A 17,889-nucleotide genomic window follows, 5' to 3' on the forward strand; every position below is an offset into this window, starting at 1 on the left:
CTCACTCGCCGGAAACGTCGTACCTGATGACATGCCGGTCTCCCGGAAGGATCGTGATCATTACTCGTAGTGGACGGTCATTCTCGTCGTAGCCCGTACGCATGTGCACAGCCACAGGGGTGGCAGCAGGCAGGGAAAGCTTTTCGATCTCGGTGCGAGTCGGCATCCGCACGGTGATCTCGTCTCGATAGCGAGCCTGGATGAGCCCGACGCTCGCCAGTACACCGCCCGGCGCTGACACGCCCTCAGGCAGCATCAAGGGCGTGCCTCGAACCAACTCCTCAGGGAAGTAGGAGTCAGCCAAGGCGTAAGGGTCCTGGTCGACTATGCGCACCCGTTCCCGCACGACGGTGAGGGCCGTCTCAGGGTCCAGCTCCAACCGCTCAGCGACGTCTGCCGGTGGGCGCCGGATGGAGACACGGACTTCCTGCCGCGGTTGGCGACCACTTTCGGCCACGATGCTGGCCCACTGGTCGCCTTGCTTGTCCGTCTGGTGCCGGGAGCGAGACTCCAACACTGACCAGTCCCAGACGGCCGGCGTGAGGCTACGGCGAACGAAGCTGCCTCGCCCCTGACCAGCAATGACGAGCCCTTCTTCGGTCAGACGCCGCAGGGCGAGCCGGACCGTGTTCCGACTCGCCTCGTAACGCTCCACCAACTCGAACTCCGTGGGGAGCTGTTCGCCGGCCTCAAGCTCCCCGCGCTCAATCTGTCCTCGCAGGTCATCAGCGATGCGGTGATACCTCGGGCGTTGCTCCCTCACGATTCCTCCCGACAGTTGGCTGACTTGTGCCAACAACATACGCTTTCGCCTTGACGGTCCCAACAACTGTGGTCAAACTCAAGGCAGTTGGTTGTTGGTACAACACCACCAACACCGTTGAGTCAGTCTTTTATGCCAGACAGGGCTACCTACGGCACCTCGTAGGTCCTGAACTGGGCGTTCTTTGACAACTCCACAGCGTGCCGAGGGAAGCCCGCCCCACCTCTGCGAGCAAGAGGGCGGGCGTGCGTGGGTCCTGACCCGCGCGCGGTACAGCGCGAACCAACCCCGCAGCGCTGCTGCGGTCGGTTGCCTCCCTCGCCCGTCCGGCTGTTCGGCCGTACGGGCGAGGCGTGGGGAGCCGGATTTTCCGACTTCAACGGCGCGCGGCTCCCGGGGTGCCACCCGGGAGCCGCTGTAGGGCCGTTCCACCTTCGAGAGGAACACGACCCAATGAGCCACATCGTCACAGTTCAGGACGCTGTTACCGCGTTCGCTGACTGGATCGAACCGACGGATGCGGAATTGGACGCAATCGAACAGGAGATGCCCGCGATCCTCGCGGACGTCGACCTGCTGGACGCGCACATCATCACCCTTGACCGCACCCCGACCGAGCTGGACGCCCGTCGGCTGCGCCGGGCGCACTGCCGAGTCCTGGCCGAACGGCGCACGCTCGCCAACCGCACCGTCGGCGCAAGCCTGCCGGGGGGTGCGGCATGAGGCGGAACGCCACCCCTCAGGGCCTGGCCCTGCTGCTGATCTGGATCGGCTCGCTCGCCGCGATGAGCGGCGCGGTCGCCCACTTCGCCACAGACGAGCACTCCTGGCGCTACCTCATCGCGGCCGGCTGCTTCGTGCAGTTCCTCGGTTGGGTGCGGCACGGCGCACGGCGCAGGGGCGGTGCCCGATGAACCGCACGGGCAAAGTGCTTCTGGTCACCGCGCTGGTCGCGGTGGTCGCCATGGCGTTCCGGGTCTCGTGGAACGCGCTGCGGGACATCGCCAACGCGGTCGGCGCGGACGACACCGCCGCCACGCTCTACCCGTTCGTGGTCGACGGGCTGATGGCGCTCGCCCTGGTCGCCACCCTCGTACTTGCAGGGCGGGATCGGACGTTCGCGCTGCGGGTGCTGGGCACCTACACCGTCGCCTCGCTGGTGCTGAACTACGTGCACGGCCTGGTCCCAGAGCTGCACGGCCGTGAGGTCGACTGGGGCCGGTTGGCCGACTGGGACCCGGCGAACTGGGCCCTGGTGCTGCTGGCCACCTCGCTCCCGGTCGGCTCGATCTACTTCGGCTCGGATCTGGTCGCGAAGGTGCTGCACCACCGCCCCACCCCGACTCCTACCACGGTCGCGAATGCGGAGGAATCGACCGAGACCGATAGGAATCGGTCTACGGCTGACCTGCCCGAATCGCCCCCCGCGCCGATCACGGCGACGGTGGTGCGGGTGCCCGATCCGGTGGCGGTCGACTACGTGAAGTCGGCGCTGCCACTCAAGCCGCTCCCGGCCGTCAACCCCGCTCCGGTCGCCCCGATCGAGCAGCGCCCGGTCGCTGCCGAGTCGACCCGACCGCGCCGTGCCACGGGCCGTGTCCCGGAGGTCGCCAAGTCGACCCGCCGGAAGCGGACCGCCGCCGAACTGCTCGACGAGGCTCGCACGGCGACGACCGGTTGGCCGGACGCGAAGGTGACCGCTGAGGGCATCCGCCGGACGGTGCGCACCTCCCCGGCGAACGCGCGGATACTGCGCGACACGCTGCTTGCCGAGCGTGCGGCCAAGGCCGCTGAGGCGGTCGCGTGATGTCCGCGGCGTGGGGAAAGTGCTTCGACCCGTCCGGCGCCCGCTACGGCGTTCCGACCTATCCGTGGCGTCTGGCGCCGGACGGGTTGGCCACCCGGCGGCAGTTACGGGCGCAGGGTCTGCGTCCGGGTGGTCAGCCGATCGCGGCGCAGGTGATGCGCATCAACCGGCGCTCCGGGAATGCGCGGGTGGCCTACCTCTACCGCGTCGACCGGGCCAAGCCGGTCCGGCCGATGACCTCCCGCAAATGGGGAGCGCTGGCACTGGCGATGCTCGCCCGCCAGACCTGCCCGCAGTGCCGGATCACCTACAGCTACTGCATCTCCCGCAGACATGGCCTGTGCGGCATCTGCATCGACTCCAACCCAACCCAGACGAGGGGGACGTGAGCATGGGCAAGCCCAACACGCGCCGTCTGGATCGCGAGATCCAGCTGACACAGCGCAAGCTCGAAGCGGTCCAGAACGAGGAGATGTGGCCGCTGACCAGCCAGGAGCGGCGCAAGGTCGTCACCGCGATGGCCGGCGGCTCCTACCGCGTCGCGCGGGGCAAGAGCACCGGCCGCGCCGAACGCACCCTGGAACACGTCTGGAACGCCGCGCAGATCCGGCTGACCGCCGAACTGACCGCGCTGCAGATGGAGCGGCAGCGCATCGTCACCCAGGCCGCCACCGCCAAGGCCGCCAAGAAGTCCTCGGGGTGGTGGTGAGCATCAACCGCCGTTGCCCCGCCGCGCACCCGGAAGACCCCACGCCCTGCGTCGGCCCGGTCGTGGTGACCGTGCTGGACGCGGTCACCGCCGGCGCCGACGGGTGCGAGCACCACGGCGCCCGGCTGCTGGCCTCCCTCCCTGGCGGACGCGTCTACGCCCTGCCGGACGCCCCGTCCGGCGCCGCCATCCGCGTCTTCACGGCCGCCGCCGGTATCCGCCCGTTCTGCTGGGTGGACGGCCCGCGCATCGAGCCGTCGCAGCTCAGCGACATCGAGAACCGGGCCCGTCAGGGCCGCTGACCTGCACCGGGGTGGCCATCCCTGCCACGGATCCGACCACCCCGGCACTCTCCCTCAACTCCCGCCCCGATCGGGGCAGTCAGGAGACACCCCAGCATGACCGAGAACGTCGTTCACCTGCACAAGAACACCGACCCGCCGGCCGATTCTGCGGCCGTGACCACGCTGACCGTGGTCCCCGACCCGGCACCGCCCGCACCTGTGCCGCTGTGGGTGCGCTCCGGTCGCGCCCTCAAGACGGCCGTGACGCACGAGCGGACCCGGACCGCCGCGCGGGCGGTGGCCCGTCACGGCCTCTACACGTTCAACGGGGGCCGGATCGTGGCCCGCCGTACCTGGGACGGCCGCACCGGCGCCCGCTACGAGCGGATGCTGCGCGCCGCGGAAGCCGCCGGGAACTACGAGGTGGCGCAGGAGTGGGAGGAGCGGTTGCAGCGCTTCCGCGAAGCACGCCACCGGCGCCGCATGGACCTGCTGCACTCCCCTGTCGACGCGGCCAAGGGCGCCCTGGTCGGCACCGGCATGGGCATAGGCGGTCTGGTGGTCCTCGGGGTCGTCATGGCGATCGCCAACAAGGACGTCGCCGACGTGATCACCCCGATCAGCGCGGTCATCGAGTTCATCGCCCTGATGATCACGATCGTTCAGGTGGTGTGGGGGCCGCTGATCAGCGTCGGGCCGTTCCTCGCCCTGCTCGCCCTGTGGTCGGTCGGCCGCAAGCAGCAGGCCGCACCGAACTGGGCGCTCCCGGCCAACGTCCGCTCCAGCGAGGGTGAGCCCATCACCCCGTCGATCGTCGTCAAGGCCCTACGTGACCTGGGTATCCCCGCCCTGCGTAAGGCGATCCAGGAGATGGGCGACGCCGGCGCCTCGATGCTGTCCCCGATCACCATCGCCGGATGCGGTGTCGAGGTCGACGTCACGCTTCCCTCCGGGGTGTCGACGATCGAGGTGCAGAACAAGCGGCGCAAGCTGGCGGAGAACCTGACCCGGCACGAGCACGAGGTGTTCATCACCATTCCCGAGGCCGCCCGCACGGTGCGGCTGTGGGTCGCCGACTCCGGGGCGCTGGACGAGCCGATCGGCCCGTCGCCGCTGGTCACGGACGAGACGCTGACCGCGAACTACAAGACCGGCAAGGCGCCGTGGGGTCAGGATCTGCGCGGCGATGCCGCCGCGCTGAGCCTGTATCAGCGTCACCTGCTCATCACGGGCCTGTCGAACCAGGGCAAGACCGCCGCCGTGCGCTCCCTCGCCCTGTGGGCCGCACTCGACAAGACGGTGGAGTTCCGCATCGCCGACCTCAAGGGTGCCGGTGATTGGGCCATGTTCGACGGCCTGGCCACGGTCCTGATCCAGGGGCCGACCGATGACCACGTCATCCAGGCGACCGAGATGGTCGAAGGCCTGGTCGCGGAGATGGAACGCCGCGTGGAACAGCGCCGACGTGACCCGAGCACCGTCTTCACGCCACTGATCGGGATCGTGGACGAGGCGCAGGTGGCGTTCATGTGCCCGGCCAAGGACGAGGACAAGCGGCCGTATGGCGGCTCCAAGGCCACCTCGCGCTACTTCATGGCCGTCCGCAAGGTTCACAACCAGGGCCGCGTGGTCGATGTGCTGCTGTGGGAGGGCACCCAGGACCCCACCGACGAGAACCTTCCCAAGCTCGTGCGCGAGGGCGCCCACACCCGCGCCTCGCTTGTGGTGGGCACCGAATCGCAGGCCAAGATGGCGCTCGGGGACAAGGCCGTCAACGGCGGCGCTGCCCCGCACCTGCTGCGTCAGGGCCTGGACAAGGGCACCCTGGTCGTCGCCTCCGACGGCATCGCCATCCCGGCTGGCCAGGCGTCCATCACCGTGCGCACGCACTACATCGACGACGACGAGGCCAAGGCCATCGCGGACCGCGCCAAGGCGCTGCGTGACGGGGTGACCACGCTGCACGCCATCGAGCGCGGCGAGGAGCGAGACCCGCTCGCCGACATCGCGAGCGTGCTGGGCACCGATGCCCGGGTGCGCACCCAGGAGGTCATCAACCGGCTCGCCGCGCTGAACGCGGACGCCTACGGCGGCTGGTCGTTCCTCGACCTCAAGCGCGTCCTGGACGACGCCGGCGCCGAGCCGTACAAGTCCGACGGCCGCATGGTCGTCGCCCGCGACCGCGTCACCCAAGCGCTCGCCAACCGCGACGGCGAGGATTCCGCTTCCGCCTCCGAGTGACAGGGAGGCAGCGCCTGCCTGGGTAGGGAGGCAGGGAGAACTCCCTGACCCCCTCCCTGCCCCGCCTCCCTGGCCCTGACCTGCACAGATGATCGTTCAGGGAGGCAGGGAGGCCCGCAGGTCAGCACCCCTGAAACCCCCTCCACAGCGCACCCCGAGGGGGGTGCCTCTGCCTCCCTGGCCACGTACCGGAAGGGATTCCGCATGTACCCGGACCACAGCCCCAACGCGCCCGCCGAACGGGCCGTGGAAGTCCACCACCCCACCCCCATACAGCCCGCCGCCGTGACGCCGGCACCGGTCGTTCCCGTCCAGTCCGGCGCCATCCCGGCCGTGACGAGCGTCGTCCTCCCCGACGGCCGCGTCGTCACCGGCTACGCCGTGAGCCCCGTGCAGCCCGAACCGGTCGTCGCCAAGCCGGCCGTCTCCCGCGCGGCGGTGAACGTCGCCCTCGGGGGCGTCGGGTTCCTCGCGGTGTGCGGCGGACTGCTGCTGCTCACCTCGTTCATCGCCGCCCTGACCGCGTTCGTCACCCAGCTCATCACCCTGGCCGCCGTCGTCTTCGGCGGCTGGATCGCCGTACAGATCTTCAGCGCGAACCGCCACAGCGTCGGGACCACGGTCAACATCCGCAAAGCGACGTTCAAGCGCAACAAGTTCGGGTGAGCTACGCGCTCGGTTCTGGATGCTCCGCCCAGTACTTGGCCAGTGCGGCCCACCACGACGGACGGTCCTCGACCAGATGGACAATCGCCGGAGAGGTACGTCGGAGAGACAAAGCGAAGTCGCGCCACCCCACGTAGAACTTGATATCGGGATTTGTTTCGGTGATCACGAGACCGTAATCCACCACATCGGCGAGCATGCCCGCGATGGTGAGAACACGAGCCCGCTGATGCTCGTCATCGGGAAGCGAAGCACTGCCGTAGAAGTGACCGTACAACCACGGTTCTGCGGCAATGAGACTCTCGATGTGGTGCAGCCGTTCCATCCCGTTGTACATGGCGGACACGCCAGCCACGCCGTTGTTGATCGACGTCTGTCGCGTCAATTCTCGCGTCTGCCAACTCGACACGAGCAATGACGCAACCACACCGATCGACGCGATAACCCCAAAGATATCGCCCATCAGCCCCCCAAGAAGTACCGGTGCTTTACCCCCGCGAGTGATCCATTAACGGTGCGCCTCTGGCGCACCGTTCCGCGCAGAATCCCCGGTATTTCTCCAACCACTCCCGACACCTAGCTACGCCAAGGGCGGCCCCCGTCTCGCCAAAGTCCGGGGCCGCCCTTGTCAACCAGAACCCAACCAAGGAACTGGAGAGATCCAGCATGACCGAACCCATCGACATCCGGCGAGTACCGGGCGCGTTCCGGCCCTTACGTGTGCTGGACGCCTACTGCCGCATCGGCGGCGGCGCGCACGGCTACCGGCGGCTCGGCTGGCACGTGACCGGCGTCGACATCCAGGCGCAGCCGGACTACTGCGGTGACGTCTTCCACCAGGGCGACGCGATCGAGTTCATCCGCGAGCACGGTCACGAGTTCGACTTCATCCATGCCTCTCCGCCCTGCCAGGGCGAGGGTGCCCCGACCAAGGGCACGAACAAGGCGCGCAACGCGGCCATCGGCCGGACCTACCCCGGCTCATCGCGCCGACCCGCGCGGCGCTGGAGGCCACGGGCCGGCCGTACGTGATGGAGAACGTGGCCGGCTCCGAGGTCCGTAAGGACATCCGGCTGTGCGGGGAACAGTTCGGCCTCGGTGTGATCATGCACCGCTACTTCGAGTTGGGCCGCTGGAGCGCGGTCCAGCCGGCGCACCCGAAGCATCGGGGAAGGGTGCGCGGCTGCCGTCACGGCGAGTGGCACGACGGCCCGTACGTGGCCGCGTACGGCAAGGGTGGCGGCAAGGCCACCGTGGAGGAGATCCGGTGGGCCAAGGGCATCGACTGGTCCACCGACCACCTGCGGCTCCGTGAGGCACTGCCGCCCGCCTACACCGAGTGGATCGGTCGCGCCTACCTCGCCACCCTCGCTCCCTCGCTGGGGGTGGCGGCATGAGGCGAGAGAACGAGGCCCTGATGCGCGCGGCGCTGGAGGCGGCCGAACGCGGCTGGCACGTCTTCCCGTTGCGCCCCGGAGGAAAGCCCCCGGCGCTGCACGGGGAGAAGTCCTGCACCCGCACCGGCGAGTGCGCCGACGGACACGCGAAGTGGGAGCAGCGGGCCACCACCGATCCCGACCGCATCCGCGCCGCCTGGTCGCGGGCGCCGTTCAACGTCGGCATCGCCACCGGCCCCTCCGGGCTGGTCGTCGTCGACCTGGACACCCCGGAGCACAAGGGCAGTTCGGACACGCCTGACGGCGCGACAACCTTTCAGGCGCTCTGCGAGCGCGCCGGGCACGCCGTCCCCGACACCTACCGCGTGCGGACCACCAGCGGCGGGACGCACCTGTACTTCACCGCACCCGACGGCATCCGGCTGACCAACACGGCCGGCACGGTTGCCGAATCGGTCGACACCCGCGCATGGGGCGGCTACGTCGTCGCCGCCGGCAGCACCCTCCCCGCCGGACGGTACGAGGCGCTGAGCGCCCCTGTGGCCGCCCCTCTGCCCCCCTGGCTCCAAACCGTCCTGCAACCCGCCCCCAAGTCGTCTCAGGCGCCCTCGATGGCCGTAGCGGGGCAATCTAGCCGATATGCGGAGGTAGCACTCGCCAACGAGACGCGGAACGTCGCCACGGCCCAACAGGGTTCGCGGGAGGCCGCGTTGTTCCGGGCCGCCCGCGCTCTGGGGCGCTTCGTCGCGTGGGGCGACCTCCCCCGGCACGTGGTCGAGCAGGCTCTTCAGGAGGCAGGCGAGACGGCCGGACTCACCGCGTCCGAGTGCCGCTCCACCCTGCGCAGCGCCCTCAACTGGTCCATCGCTCACAACGGCCGCAGGCGGGATGCGGCATGAGCGCCCCCTCCCGCCCCCGCCTGAAGAGCGTCCCCTCCACCCCGTCCGGCCCGCAGGCCGCTCCACAGGCTGTGGACCAGGCGGCCGTGGGCGAGCCGAAAGGCGCCGCCCGCAAGGGCGTCCGAACAAGCCCTGACCCGCAGACCGGCACCCCCGGCGACCCCACGCCGGACAAGCCCGGCATCCGCATCTACGCCCCACCGGTCTACCGCTCCCACGACGACGGAGCCCGCTGGTCCAAGCGCTACGGCGACACCCCCACCGCCGCCTACGCCTGCCCCTGCGGCCAGACCGGCACCGCCACCGGCCCCCGCACCGTGGCCGCCCTGGTCACCGAGTACGCCGCGCACAAGCACTTCTGCACCGGAGCGCCCGCCGCGCTCGCCGAAGGGAGGACCGCCGCATGACCCCCACCATCGACGGGGCCGCACTGCTGGACGAGGTGGAGGCCTTCCACCGCCGCTTCAACGTCTTCCCCCACGAAGCCGCCTACGTCGCCGTGGCCCTGTGGGACGCGCACGCTCACCTGCTCGACTGCTTCGACTCCACCCCCCGCCTGGCCTTCCTGTCCCCGGAGCCGGGGTCCGGGAAGTCACAGGCACTGGAGATCGTGGAAACCCTCGTGCCGCAGCCCATGACGGCCGTCAACGCGTCCGCCGCCGCCCTGTTCCGGTCCGTGTCCAACCCCAACGGACGGCCCACGATCCTGTTCGACGAGATCGACACGATCTTCGGGCCCAAGGCAGGCGACAACGAGGAACTGCGCGGATTCCTCAACGCCGGGCACCGCCGCACCGGGGTCACCTACCGGTGCATCGGCGACGGCGGCAACCAGACCGTCCAAGCCTTCCCGTCGTACTGCGGGGTCGCGGTCGCCGGACTCGGCTCGCTGCCGGACACGATCATGACCCGGTCGGTCGTGATCCGGATGCGGCGGCGGGCGCGCAACGAACGCGTGGAAGCCTTCCGCGCCCGCATCCACGAAGCCGAGGGACACGCCCTGCGCGACCGGCTCGCCCAATGGGCCGAACACGCCCGCGGGTTCGTCATGGGCGCGTGGCCGGAGATGCCCGACGGCGTCAGCGACCGCCCGGCGGACGTGTGGGAACCCCTGCTCGCCGTCGCCGACGCCGCCGGCGGCGACTGGCCCGAGAGGGCGCGCGCAGCATGCGTGACGCTGGTGACCGCGTCCAAGGCCAACGACAAAGGCAGCCTGGGCGTCCGGCTGCTGACCGACCTGCGTGATCACGTCATGGTCGGCATCGACCGCCTGCCCACCGTCGCCATCCTCGACCGGCTCAACTCCCTGGACGACGCCCCCTGGGCCGACCTCCACGGCAAGCCGCTCGACAACCGGCGCCTGTCCCGGATGCTCGCGGAGTACATGACGGCCGACAACGAGCCCATCGCCTCCCGCAACATCAAGACCGCCGGGAGCGTCCTCAAGGGCTACTACGCCGCCGATCTCTGGGACGCGTGGGCCCGCTACTGCCCCCCACCCCCGGAAAGTCCGCTACCTCCGCTACCCGGCACCGAAAACGCGGCCTGACCAGCAACAACGGGGTAGCGGCAACCGGCATCGCCAGCCGCTACCCCGCCGCTACCGCTACCCCTTCCCGCTACCCCGAACAGGTCTCTGACCTGCGTGGTAGCGGCGGTAGCGGAAGTAGCGCCCCTCAGAAGGGGGCCGACGCAGGCCCCGCCCCCTCCCGGAGGTTTCAACGTGCTGACCGTCGTCCCGAGCGACCCCCAAGCCCTCACCGTCCCGGAGGTCATGACCGCGCTGAAGCTGAGCCGCAGCAAGGTCTACGACCTGATCCGTTCCAAGCAGCTCCCGAGCTATACGTCCGGCCGTGCCCGCCGCATCCCGGTCGACGCCCTCCGCCACTACATGCAAGACCGACTTGAGGAGAACGCAGCCTGATGGCCCCCCGAAAGAGGAACCCGAACGGCGCCGGCAGCATTTGGCAGCGCAAGGACGGACGCTTTGAGGCACGCGTCCACGTCCCGCAGCCCGACGGCACCCGTAAGCGCAAGACGGTCTACGGGTCCACCTGGGAAGAGTGCGACGAGAAGCGTCAGGAACTCGTTCGCCGTGACCGTCAGGGAATCCCGACGCCTTCCCGGTCCGCGAAGCTCTCGGAGTGGCTGCCGTACTGGTTGGAGGAGTACATCAAGCCCCACCGGAAGCGCACCACATACATCAAGTACGAGATGCACGTGCGGCTTTACCTCGTGCCGCTCCTGGGCAGTCGCCGCCTGGAGTCGCTCACCACGGCAAACGTCCGACGGATGATCTCGGAGGTCACCGCGCAGGCGTCGGCGGCAACGGCCAAAGAGGCTCACCGCGTTCTCCGGACCGCGCTCACCGCCGCCTGCCGTGAGGAACTGCTCAGCCGCAACGTCGTGCAGTTGGTCCCCGCACCGCGAGTCGAACCGCGCGAACTGCGACCGTGGTCGGTGGACGAAACCCTGACCTTCCTGGAAGCCGCTCGAACCGACCCGCTGTATCCGGCATTCGTTCTCGCCGTCGCGCTCGGTCTCCGGCGCGGGGAGATCCTGGGACTTCAGTGGCGGGACGTGAACCTTGACCGGCGCACCTTGACCGTCCGGACCACACTTCACCGGGGTGGCAAGGAGCTGTACTTGGACACAACCAAGAACCGCCGGTCGCGGGTGATCCCCCTCCCGCTGATGTGCGTGGCGCCGCTCCGGTGGCAGCGTCATCCGACAGGCCGATCGGCAAGCCGCCGCTGGCAAGGACTGGCACGCAAGCGATCACGTGTTCACAACGCGCAGTGGTCGCCCCATCGAGCCCCGGAACCTGTACCGGTCCTTCCTCAGGATCGCGTCATCCGCAGGACTCCCGCAGGTTCGGTTACACGACACCCGCCACGGGTGCGCATCCCTGCTGTTCGCGGCCGGCGTCGCACCGCGCACTGTGATGGAGATCCTGGGCCACTCGCAGATTGCGGTGACGATGAACGTCTACACCCACGTGAGCGACGACAATCGACGGGAGGCGATGGGCCACATGGACCGGCTTCTCAAACGGCGCCGGTAAGGGGACTGCCGTCAAGTTCTGCCGTCAACGCCCCCGTGATCACGTGTCGCGGGGGCGTGTTTCCCTGGTCACAGCTAGAGCCCCCTGTCGGATTCGAACCGACGACCTTCGCTTTACAAGAGCGGCGCTCTGACCAGCTGAGCTAAGGAGGCCTGCACGCGCGCGTGACGTGCGTGCCTGTGCAGTGTACCCAGGTCCCGGCCGAGCCCTGTCGAAAATTTCCGCGAAGTTCACAGCCCTCGGGCTACTGACAGAACAGGTGAACGGCAGGTACCGTCCTGACCCAGTTCACTCTCGTGGACTACACCACCACCTTCCTACAACGGATCGTCCGGCACGTTCCTGCCGGTAGAAGGGGGCCCATTCACCATGGCCACTGTCTCGTTCGACAAGGCGACCCGGATCTACCCGGGTTCCACCAAGCCCGCCGTCGACGCACTCGACATCGAGATCGAGGACGGGGAGTTCCTCGTCCTGGTCGGTCCGTCCGGTTGCGGCAAGTCCACCTCCCTGCGGATGCTCGCGGGCCTGGAGGACGTCAACTCCGGCGTCATCCGCATCGGTGAGCGCGACGTCACGCACCTGCCGCCCAAGGACCGGGACATCGCCATGGTGTTCCAGAACTACGCGCTCTACCCGCACATGACGGTGGCCGACAACATGGGCTTCGCGCTCAAGATCGCCGGCGTCAACAAGACGGAGATCCGGCAGAAGGTCGAGGAGGCCGCGAAGATCCTCGACCTCACCGAGTACCTGGACCGCAAGCCGAAGGCGCTCTCCGGTGGTCAGCGCCAGCGTGTCGCCATGGGCCGCGCCATCGTGCGTGAGCCGCAGGTGTTCCTCATGGACGAGCCGCTGTCCAACCTGGACGCCAAGCTCCGCGTCTCCACCCGTACGCAGATCGCCTCGCTGCAGCGCCGCCTCGGCATCACCACCGTCTACGTCACCCACGACCAGGTCGAGGCCATGACGATGGGCGACCGGGTGGCCGTGCTGAAGGACGGTCTGCTCCAGCAGGTCGACTCGCCGCGCAACATGTACGACCGCCCGGCCAACCTCTTCGTGGCCGGCTTCATCGGCTCCCCGGCGATGAACCTCGTCGAGGTCCCGATCACCGACGGCGGCGTGAAGTTCGGCAACAGCGTGGTGCCGGTCAACCGCGAGGCGCTGAAGGCCGCCTCCGACAAGGGTGACCGCACCGTCACCGTCGGTGTCCGTCCCGAGCACTTCGACGTGGTCGAGCACAACGGCGGCGCCGCCTCCGCCCTGTCCAAGGACACCGAGGACGCACCGGCCGGTCTCGCCGTCTCCGTGAACGTCGTCGAGGAGCTCGGCGCCGACGGCTACGTCTACGGCAGCGCCAAGGTCGGCGACGACCTCAAGGACCTGGTCGTCCGCGTCAGCGGCCGCGCGGTCCCGGAGAAGGGCGCCACGCTGCACGTCGTGCCGCGGCCGGGCGAGATCCACGTCTTCTCGACCTCGACGGGCGAGCGGCTCTCCGACTGACGCGCACCAAACACCCATCCCGGGTAATTCACCCAGGTTGACGAAAAGGGCCCCGCTGCCTGCGGCGGGGCCCTTTTTCTTGTCGACAAATACCCCGGCACACCGGCTCATTTCGAGCAGTGTGCGTCAACCCCGCACCAAAAAAGGGCCTCACTTCTTCCCCCGAACCGGTGACCAAATGTCGCCAAATCATTACCGGGCGCTACCCTCACTCGCGTGAAGCACTCCACCACCCAACCCACGCGACGCGGCCAGGGCCCCGCCCGCCGGATCGGCCGCACCCTCGCCCTCGTTCTGCCCGTCGTCCTGGTGCTCTCCGGGACCCTCGCGGTCACGCGGGTCAACTGGTCGGGGAACCCCGAGAGCTCGGTGCTCACCGCCTCGGACGTCTCGGCCTCCGGCGCCACGTCGCGCACCGCCACCCGCGCCCCGCACGAGGTGCTGCGCGACCAGCTCCTGACCGAGCTGCAGGAGCAGAACCCCGGCGTCGCGCTCACCCACCTCCAGCAGGCCGTCAACGAGCGCCCCTCGCTCGCCGGGCACTGCGCGTCCATCGCCCGCGCCCTGGGCCGCGCCGCGGTCCGCATCTACGGCCCGACCCGAGCCCAGTCGTACGCCCGCCCCGTCTGCGACACCGCCTTCGCCTCAGGCATCCTCTCCACCCGCGCCTGAGCGCTCCGCTGGAAGTGCCGCGAGGGTGCCGCCGATCGCCTGCGGCACCCTCGCGCCCGACCTGCTTCAGCCACCCTTCACCGCACCGGCGGGAAAGCCGCCGTACCACGGCCCGAGCCGCACGCCCCACCACCAGCACAAGGCGCCCGGCGCCCGGCACAAGACCCCCGCCCAACCGCCGGAGGCACCCGCGTACAGTGCCGGGCATGACTGATCCGAACGTCGCGTCCCGGCCCGTCCAGGCGGTCATCCTGGCCGGCGGTCAGGGCTCCCGGCTGCGCCCCTACACCGACGACCGGCCCAAGCCGATGGTCGAGATCCCCGGCACAGGGACGCCGATCATCGGCCACCAGCTGGCCTGGCTCGCCGAGGAGGGCGTGACCGACGTGGTGGTCAGCTGCGGTCACCTCGCCGAGGTCCTGCAGGAGTGGCTGGCGTCCGCCGACCTGCCGGTGACGGTCACGACCGTCGTCGAGACGGAGCCGCTCGGCCGCGGTGGCGGCCTGAAGTACGCCGCCGCTCGCCTCCCGCACCCCGACCGGCCCTGGTACGCCACCAACGGCGACATCTGGACCCGCTTCTCGCTGCGCGACATGGCCGACTTCCACACCGAGCGCGACGCCGTGGCGACCCTCGCTCTGGCCCGCCCACGCCTCCCCTGGGGCGCGGTGCAGACGGACGGCTTCGGGCACATCACGGACTTCATCGAGGCCCCGCCGACGACGTACGAGATCAACGCGGGCGTCTACGTCTTCTCCCCCCGGTTCGCCGCGATGCTCCCCGAGCGCGGCGACCACGAACGCACCACGTTCCCCCGCCTGGCCCGGGAACACCGCCTGGCCGGCTTCCCGATCCCGCAGGGCGCCTACTGGCGTGCCATCGACACCGCGAAGGACCTCACGGAGGCCGCGAAGGAGCTGGCCGCACTGGGCCGTTGAGGAGAGGCTGCGAGCACGTACGACGGGGTCCCCCGCACAGCACACCGTGCGGGACCCCGTCGTCGCGTCGTACGACCGCCGTGGCCTGTCTAGCCCAGCAGGCCGCCCACCAGTCCGGGCTCCCCGGAGGACGAGGACCCTCCGCCGGAGGAGCCGCCGGTGCCGGTGCCGCCCGGGGCGCCCGTGCCGCCGGTCGAGGCTCCGGCGGTCGGGCCGGCGCTGGTGCTCGGGGCCTGGTCGGCCGGGGTGGACTGCTGCGGCGGGGCCCCGCCCCCGGTGCCCTGGGTCTGGCTGGGCGATCCGCCGGTGGCGGTGCCGCTGTCACCGGTGGCGCCCGGCGTGGTCGCGGCGCCTGCCGTGGGGGCGGCCGAGGTGGCGCCCGGCGTGGTCGCGGTACCGGCGGTGGCCGACGGGGTGGTGCTCTCCCCGCGCTCACCGGGCTTCGACGGCAGCGGGGAGCCCGGCAGTTCGTTGCGCGGGGCCTCGCCGGGGCCGGGGACGACGACCCGGTCGGCGTCGCGGACGGCACCGCCGAGCAGCGAGCCGGTGAGCAGGGTCAGCCCGGTGACGACAGCGGTGACGAGGACGCCGCGGCGCAGGACGTAGCGGCGTAGCTCCCAGATGTCGGAGCGGGGTCCGAGCCGGCGCCAGGCGAGTGCGGCCAGCCGCCCGTCGACGGAGTAGACGGGCGCGCCTGCGATGATCAGCGGCGACCAGGCGGCGAGGTAGATGATGTCGGGGGCGTCGTAGGCGGGGACGCTCTTCCAGCTGACGGTGACGAGGAGCGCGGCGGACAGCAGCGCACCGCCGACCGCCGCGACCCGCTGCCAGCACCCCAGGACCGTGAGGACGCCCACGATGACCTGGGCGAAGGCGATCAGCAGCCCGGAGCCGACGGGGTGCTGGAGGGCGAACTGGCGCAGCGGCTCGGCGACTTCCCAGGGGTGCAGGGTGTTGAGCCACTTGACCATGGACCCGCGCTCGCCGCCGTCGAAGAAGACGGGGTCGCAGAGCTTGCCCATGCCGGCGTAGATGGAGATGCAGCCGAGGAAGACCCGCAGCGGGAGGAGGACGACGCCGAGGTTCATCCGGCGGCCGGGGTAGTACGCGTGCCGGGCGGGATCGTCGCCCTGGCGGCGGGTGCGCGTCCCGGTGGTGTCCTCACCGGCGGCGGGGTCGTCGTAGCCGTCGTAGCGGTCGTAGTCGCCGTACTCGTCGCGCTCGTCGTAGCCGTCGTAGCCGTCGAACTGCTCGCCCCCGTGAGCCGGTTCGTCGTAGGCGCTGCCGACGGTGCGCGTGTGCGGCAGCAGACGCGTCTCGCCGGTACCGGGGGTGCGCTGAGCGCCGATGACGGGGGTCTCGACGGTCTGGTCCAGCTCGTCGTAGTCGACGTATCCGGTGTAGTGGCCACCGCCGTATCCGGCGTCGACGTCGATACGCGGGATGACCTGGGTGGCTCCGGCGTCGACGGCGGACTCCTCCGGATGGCGGACGCCCGCACCGCGCACGGCCTGGAGCAGGCGGTGGGCGCCGGTGTCGTCCGGGGCGGACCTGCCGCTCCAGACGACGGGACGGCGACGGGCGGCGCCGGCCGTCCGGTCCGCTCTGCCCGCCGTACCGACGACGGGTGTGCGGGCGGTGTCCGCGGCGGCGCTCAAGTGCCGTGCGACGCGCGAGGATTGGACGCGGCCCGAGGATGCGCCCAACTGCACGCGGAAGCTCGCATGGTTGACGATGATCTGCGCCGGATCGCTCGGCACCTTCACCATGCTCAGCGCGGGAGCGTCGTCGAATCCCGACGAGCGGTCCCCCGTGGGTGTGCGGGGTGTTCTGGTGTCCACACTCATCTAACCGAGTGACGTGTGATTAGGACACTGCCTTGACTCGCCGGAAGTGTCCGGACCGCGTCAAGCTTGTCCGGACCGCCCGGAACACCCCGCGTGGGCGACTACGACGAACAGTTGTTCACGACCGTCGGCGGGCCGCCTCGTACAGCACGATCCCCGCCGCCACACCGGCGTTGAGCGACTCGGCCCCGCCCGGCATCGGAATCCGCACCCGGAAGTCGCAGGTCTCCCCGACGAGCCGGGACAGGCCCTTGCCCTCGCTGCCGACGACGATGGCGACGGGACCGCCGAGCGCGTCCAGCTCACCGAGTTCGACGTCCCCGTCGGCGGCGAGTCCGACCACGACGATGCCGGCCTTCTTGTACGCCTCCAAGGCGCGCGTGAGGTTGGTGGCCCGCGCGACCGGCGTACGGGCGGCCGTACCGGCGGACGTCTTCCAGGCGCCGGCGGTCATTCCGGCCGCGCGCCGCTCGGGCACGACCACGCCGTGCCCGCCGAACGCGGCGACGGATCGCACGACCGCGCCGAGATTGCGCGGGTCGGTCACCCCGTCGAGGGCGACGATCAGCGGGTCCTCACCCTCGTCCGCGGCGGCGTCGGCGAGGTCCTCGGGGTGGGCGTACTCGTACGGCGGGACCTGGAGCACCAGGCCCTGATGGTTGAGCCCGTTGGTCATACGGTCGAGCTCGGGGCGCGGCGCCTCCATGAGGTTGATGCCGCCGCGCTCGGCAGCGAGCTGGAGCGCCTCGCGGACCCGCTCGTCACTGTCGATGAACTGCTGGACGTACAGGGTGCTGGCGGGCACGCCCTCGCGCAGCGCCTCGACGACCGGGTTGCGCCCGACGACCAGCTCGGACGCCGCCTTGCCGCCGCGGCGCTGCGCCGGACGGCCCTGCGCGCGACGGGCCTTCGCCGTGGCGGCCCGCTGCTTGGCGTGGCCCTTGCGCATCTCGGCGGGGGGCGTCGGCCCCTTGCCCTCGAGGGACCGGCGCCGCTTGCCGCCGCTGCCGACCTGCGCGCCCTTCTTGCCGGACATGCGGCGGTTGTTCGCGGCCATGACCTACCTGTCTGTGTGATGCGGTGGAGTACGTACGTC

19 protein-coding genes, 1 tRNA gene and 2 pseudogenes are annotated in these 17,889 nt (G+C 70.2%); 17 read left to right on the top strand and 5 right to left on the bottom strand.

Features of this window, described 5'->3' with window-relative positions:
- Position 1 precedes the first annotated feature (1 nt).
- The gene (locus ACFV7R_RS21500) at positions 2-763 is read right to left on the bottom strand and encodes a GntR family transcriptional regulator (RefSeq protein ID WP_385265662.1); all 762 of its coding nucleotides are present in this window, start codon (positions 761-763) and stop codon (positions 2-4) included.
- A gap of 453 nt (positions 764-1,216) precedes the next feature.
- Between ACFV7R_RS21500 and ACFV7R_RS21505 the strand changes: the two genes are divergently transcribed.
- From ACFV7R_RS21505 to ACFV7R_RS21540, 8 genes are all read left to right on the top strand, one after another.
- Complete coding sequence (locus tag ACFV7R_RS21505) at positions 1,217-1,486, top strand: DUF6284 family protein (RefSeq protein WP_385265665.1); 270 nt, start codon at positions 1,217-1,219, stop codon at positions 1,484-1,486.
- Positions 1,483-1,677: a hypothetical protein gene (locus ACFV7R_RS21510; protein WP_385265668.1), complete on the top strand. Its 195-nt coding sequence runs from the start codon at positions 1,483-1,485 to the stop codon at positions 1,675-1,677. The genes ACFV7R_RS21505 and ACFV7R_RS21510 overlap by 4 nt, the downstream gene beginning before the upstream one ends.
- On the top strand, positions 1,674-2,570 hold the full coding sequence (locus tag ACFV7R_RS21515; protein WP_385265671.1) for a DUF2637 domain-containing protein: 897 nt from the start codon (positions 1,674-1,676) through the stop codon (positions 2,568-2,570). Before ACFV7R_RS21510 ends, ACFV7R_RS21515 begins: the two co-directional genes overlap by 4 nt.
- Positions 2,570-2,959, top strand: a complete 390-nt coding sequence (locus ACFV7R_RS21520) for an RRQRL motif-containing zinc-binding protein (protein ID WP_385265673.1) — start codon at positions 2,570-2,572, stop codon at positions 2,957-2,959. The genes ACFV7R_RS21515 and ACFV7R_RS21520 overlap by 1 nt, the downstream gene beginning before the upstream one ends.
- Before the next feature lie 2 nt (positions 2,960-2,961).
- Positions 2,962-3,279: a hypothetical protein gene (locus tag ACFV7R_RS21525; RefSeq protein WP_385265676.1), complete on the top strand. Its 318-nt coding sequence runs from the start codon at positions 2,962-2,964 to the stop codon at positions 3,277-3,279.
- Positions 3,270-3,581, top strand: a complete 312-nt coding sequence (locus tag ACFV7R_RS21530) for a hypothetical protein (protein ID WP_385265678.1) — start codon at positions 3,270-3,272, stop codon at positions 3,579-3,581. The genes ACFV7R_RS21525 and ACFV7R_RS21530 overlap by 10 nt, the downstream gene beginning before the upstream one ends.
- Before the next feature lie 96 nt (positions 3,582-3,677).
- Complete coding sequence (locus tag ACFV7R_RS21535) at positions 3,678-5,804, top strand: FtsK/SpoIIIE domain-containing protein (protein WP_385265679.1); 2,127 nt, start codon at positions 3,678-3,680, stop codon at positions 5,802-5,804.
- Between the two features lie 204 nt (positions 5,805-6,008).
- The gene (locus ACFV7R_RS21540) at positions 6,009-6,470 is read left to right on the top strand and encodes a hypothetical protein (RefSeq protein WP_385265682.1); all 462 of its coding nucleotides are present in this window, start codon (positions 6,009-6,011) and stop codon (positions 6,468-6,470) included.
- Between the two features lies 1 nt (position 6,471).
- Here ACFV7R_RS21540 and ACFV7R_RS21545 read toward each other — a convergent pair whose 3' ends face one another.
- A complete protein-coding gene (locus ACFV7R_RS21545) occupies positions 6,472-6,933 on the bottom strand; it encodes a hypothetical protein (RefSeq protein WP_385265683.1) in 462 nt (153 codons plus the stop codon).
- Positions 6,934-7,136: 203 nt separating this feature from the next.
- Between ACFV7R_RS21545 and ACFV7R_RS21550 the strand changes: the two are divergent.
- The 6 genes and pseudogenes from ACFV7R_RS21550 to ACFV7R_RS21575 all read left to right on the top strand — a co-directional run bounded on the left by ACFV7R_RS21550 (position 7,137) and on the right by ACFV7R_RS21575 (position 11,830).
- Positions 7,137-7,867 (top strand): annotated as a pseudogene (locus ACFV7R_RS21550) (DNA methylase).
- A complete protein-coding gene (locus ACFV7R_RS21555) occupies positions 7,864-8,766 on the top strand; it encodes a bifunctional DNA primase/polymerase (RefSeq protein WP_385265685.1) in 903 nt (300 codons plus the stop codon). The pseudogene ACFV7R_RS21550 and the gene ACFV7R_RS21555 overlap by 4 nt, the downstream one beginning before the upstream one ends.
- Positions 8,763-9,173 (top strand): hypothetical protein, encoded by a 411-nt coding sequence (locus ACFV7R_RS21560; RefSeq protein WP_385265687.1) that lies wholly within the window; start codon positions 8,763-8,765, stop codon positions 9,171-9,173. The genes ACFV7R_RS21555 and ACFV7R_RS21560 overlap by 4 nt, the downstream gene beginning before the upstream one ends.
- Entirely contained in the window at positions 9,170-10,315 is a 1,146-nt protein-coding gene (locus tag ACFV7R_RS21565; protein WP_385265689.1) for a DUF3631 domain-containing protein, read from the top strand. The genes ACFV7R_RS21560 and ACFV7R_RS21565 overlap by 4 nt, the downstream gene beginning before the upstream one ends.
- Positions 10,316-10,489: 174 nt before the next feature.
- Positions 10,490-10,690 carry a helix-turn-helix domain-containing protein gene (locus tag ACFV7R_RS21570; protein WP_385265691.1) on the top strand — a complete coding sequence of 67 codons (201 nt, stop codon included), beginning with the start codon at positions 10,490-10,492 and terminating at the stop codon, positions 10,688-10,690.
- Positions 10,690-11,830: pseudogene (locus ACFV7R_RS21575) on the top strand (tyrosine-type recombinase/integrase). The gene ACFV7R_RS21570 and the pseudogene ACFV7R_RS21575 overlap by 1 nt, the downstream one beginning before the upstream one ends.
- Positions 11,831-11,908: 78 nt before the next feature.
- On the opposite strand, the gene ACFV7R_RS21580 reads toward ACFV7R_RS21575, so the two are convergent.
- Positions 11,909-11,982 (bottom strand) — tRNA-Thr (locus ACFV7R_RS21580).
- 217 nt (positions 11,983-12,199) lie between these two features.
- Here ACFV7R_RS21580 and ACFV7R_RS21585 point away from each other — a divergent pair.
- From ACFV7R_RS21585 to ACFV7R_RS21595, 3 genes are all read left to right on the top strand, one after another.
- Entirely contained in the window at positions 12,200-13,336 is a 1,137-nt protein-coding gene (locus ACFV7R_RS21585) for an ABC transporter ATP-binding protein (RefSeq protein WP_385265693.1), read from the top strand.
- A 216-nt stretch (positions 13,337-13,552) separates the two neighbouring features.
- The gene (locus ACFV7R_RS21590) at positions 13,553-14,008 is read left to right on the top strand and encodes a hypothetical protein (RefSeq protein WP_385265695.1); all 456 of its coding nucleotides are present in this window, start codon (positions 13,553-13,555) and stop codon (positions 14,006-14,008) included.
- A gap of 206 nt (positions 14,009-14,214) precedes the next feature.
- Positions 14,215-14,946 (top strand): NDP-sugar synthase, encoded by a 732-nt coding sequence (locus tag ACFV7R_RS21595; RefSeq protein WP_385265698.1) that lies wholly within the window; start codon positions 14,215-14,217, stop codon positions 14,944-14,946.
- Positions 14,947-15,035: 89 nt separating this feature from the next.
- On the opposite strand, the gene ACFV7R_RS21600 is transcribed toward ACFV7R_RS21595, so the two are convergent.
- Both ACFV7R_RS21600 and rlmB read right to left on the bottom strand, forming a co-directional pair.
- Positions 15,036-16,793 (bottom strand): DoxX family protein, encoded by a 1,758-nt coding sequence (locus ACFV7R_RS21600; protein WP_385265700.1) that lies wholly within the window; start codon positions 16,791-16,793, stop codon positions 15,036-15,038.
- A 118-nt stretch (positions 16,794-16,911) separates the two neighbouring features.
- Entirely contained in the window at positions 16,912-17,850 is a 939-nt protein-coding gene (rlmB, locus tag ACFV7R_RS21605; protein ID WP_385265703.1) for a 23S rRNA (guanosine(2251)-2'-O)-methyltransferase RlmB, read from the bottom strand.
- Positions 17,851-17,889 lie beyond the last annotated feature (39 nt).

It is taken from the genome of Streptomyces sp. NPDC059866 (assembly GCF_042731325.1).
GTDB classification, from domain to species: domain Bacteria; phylum Actinomycetota; class Actinomycetes; order Streptomycetales; family Streptomycetaceae; genus Streptomyces; species Streptomyces flavusporus.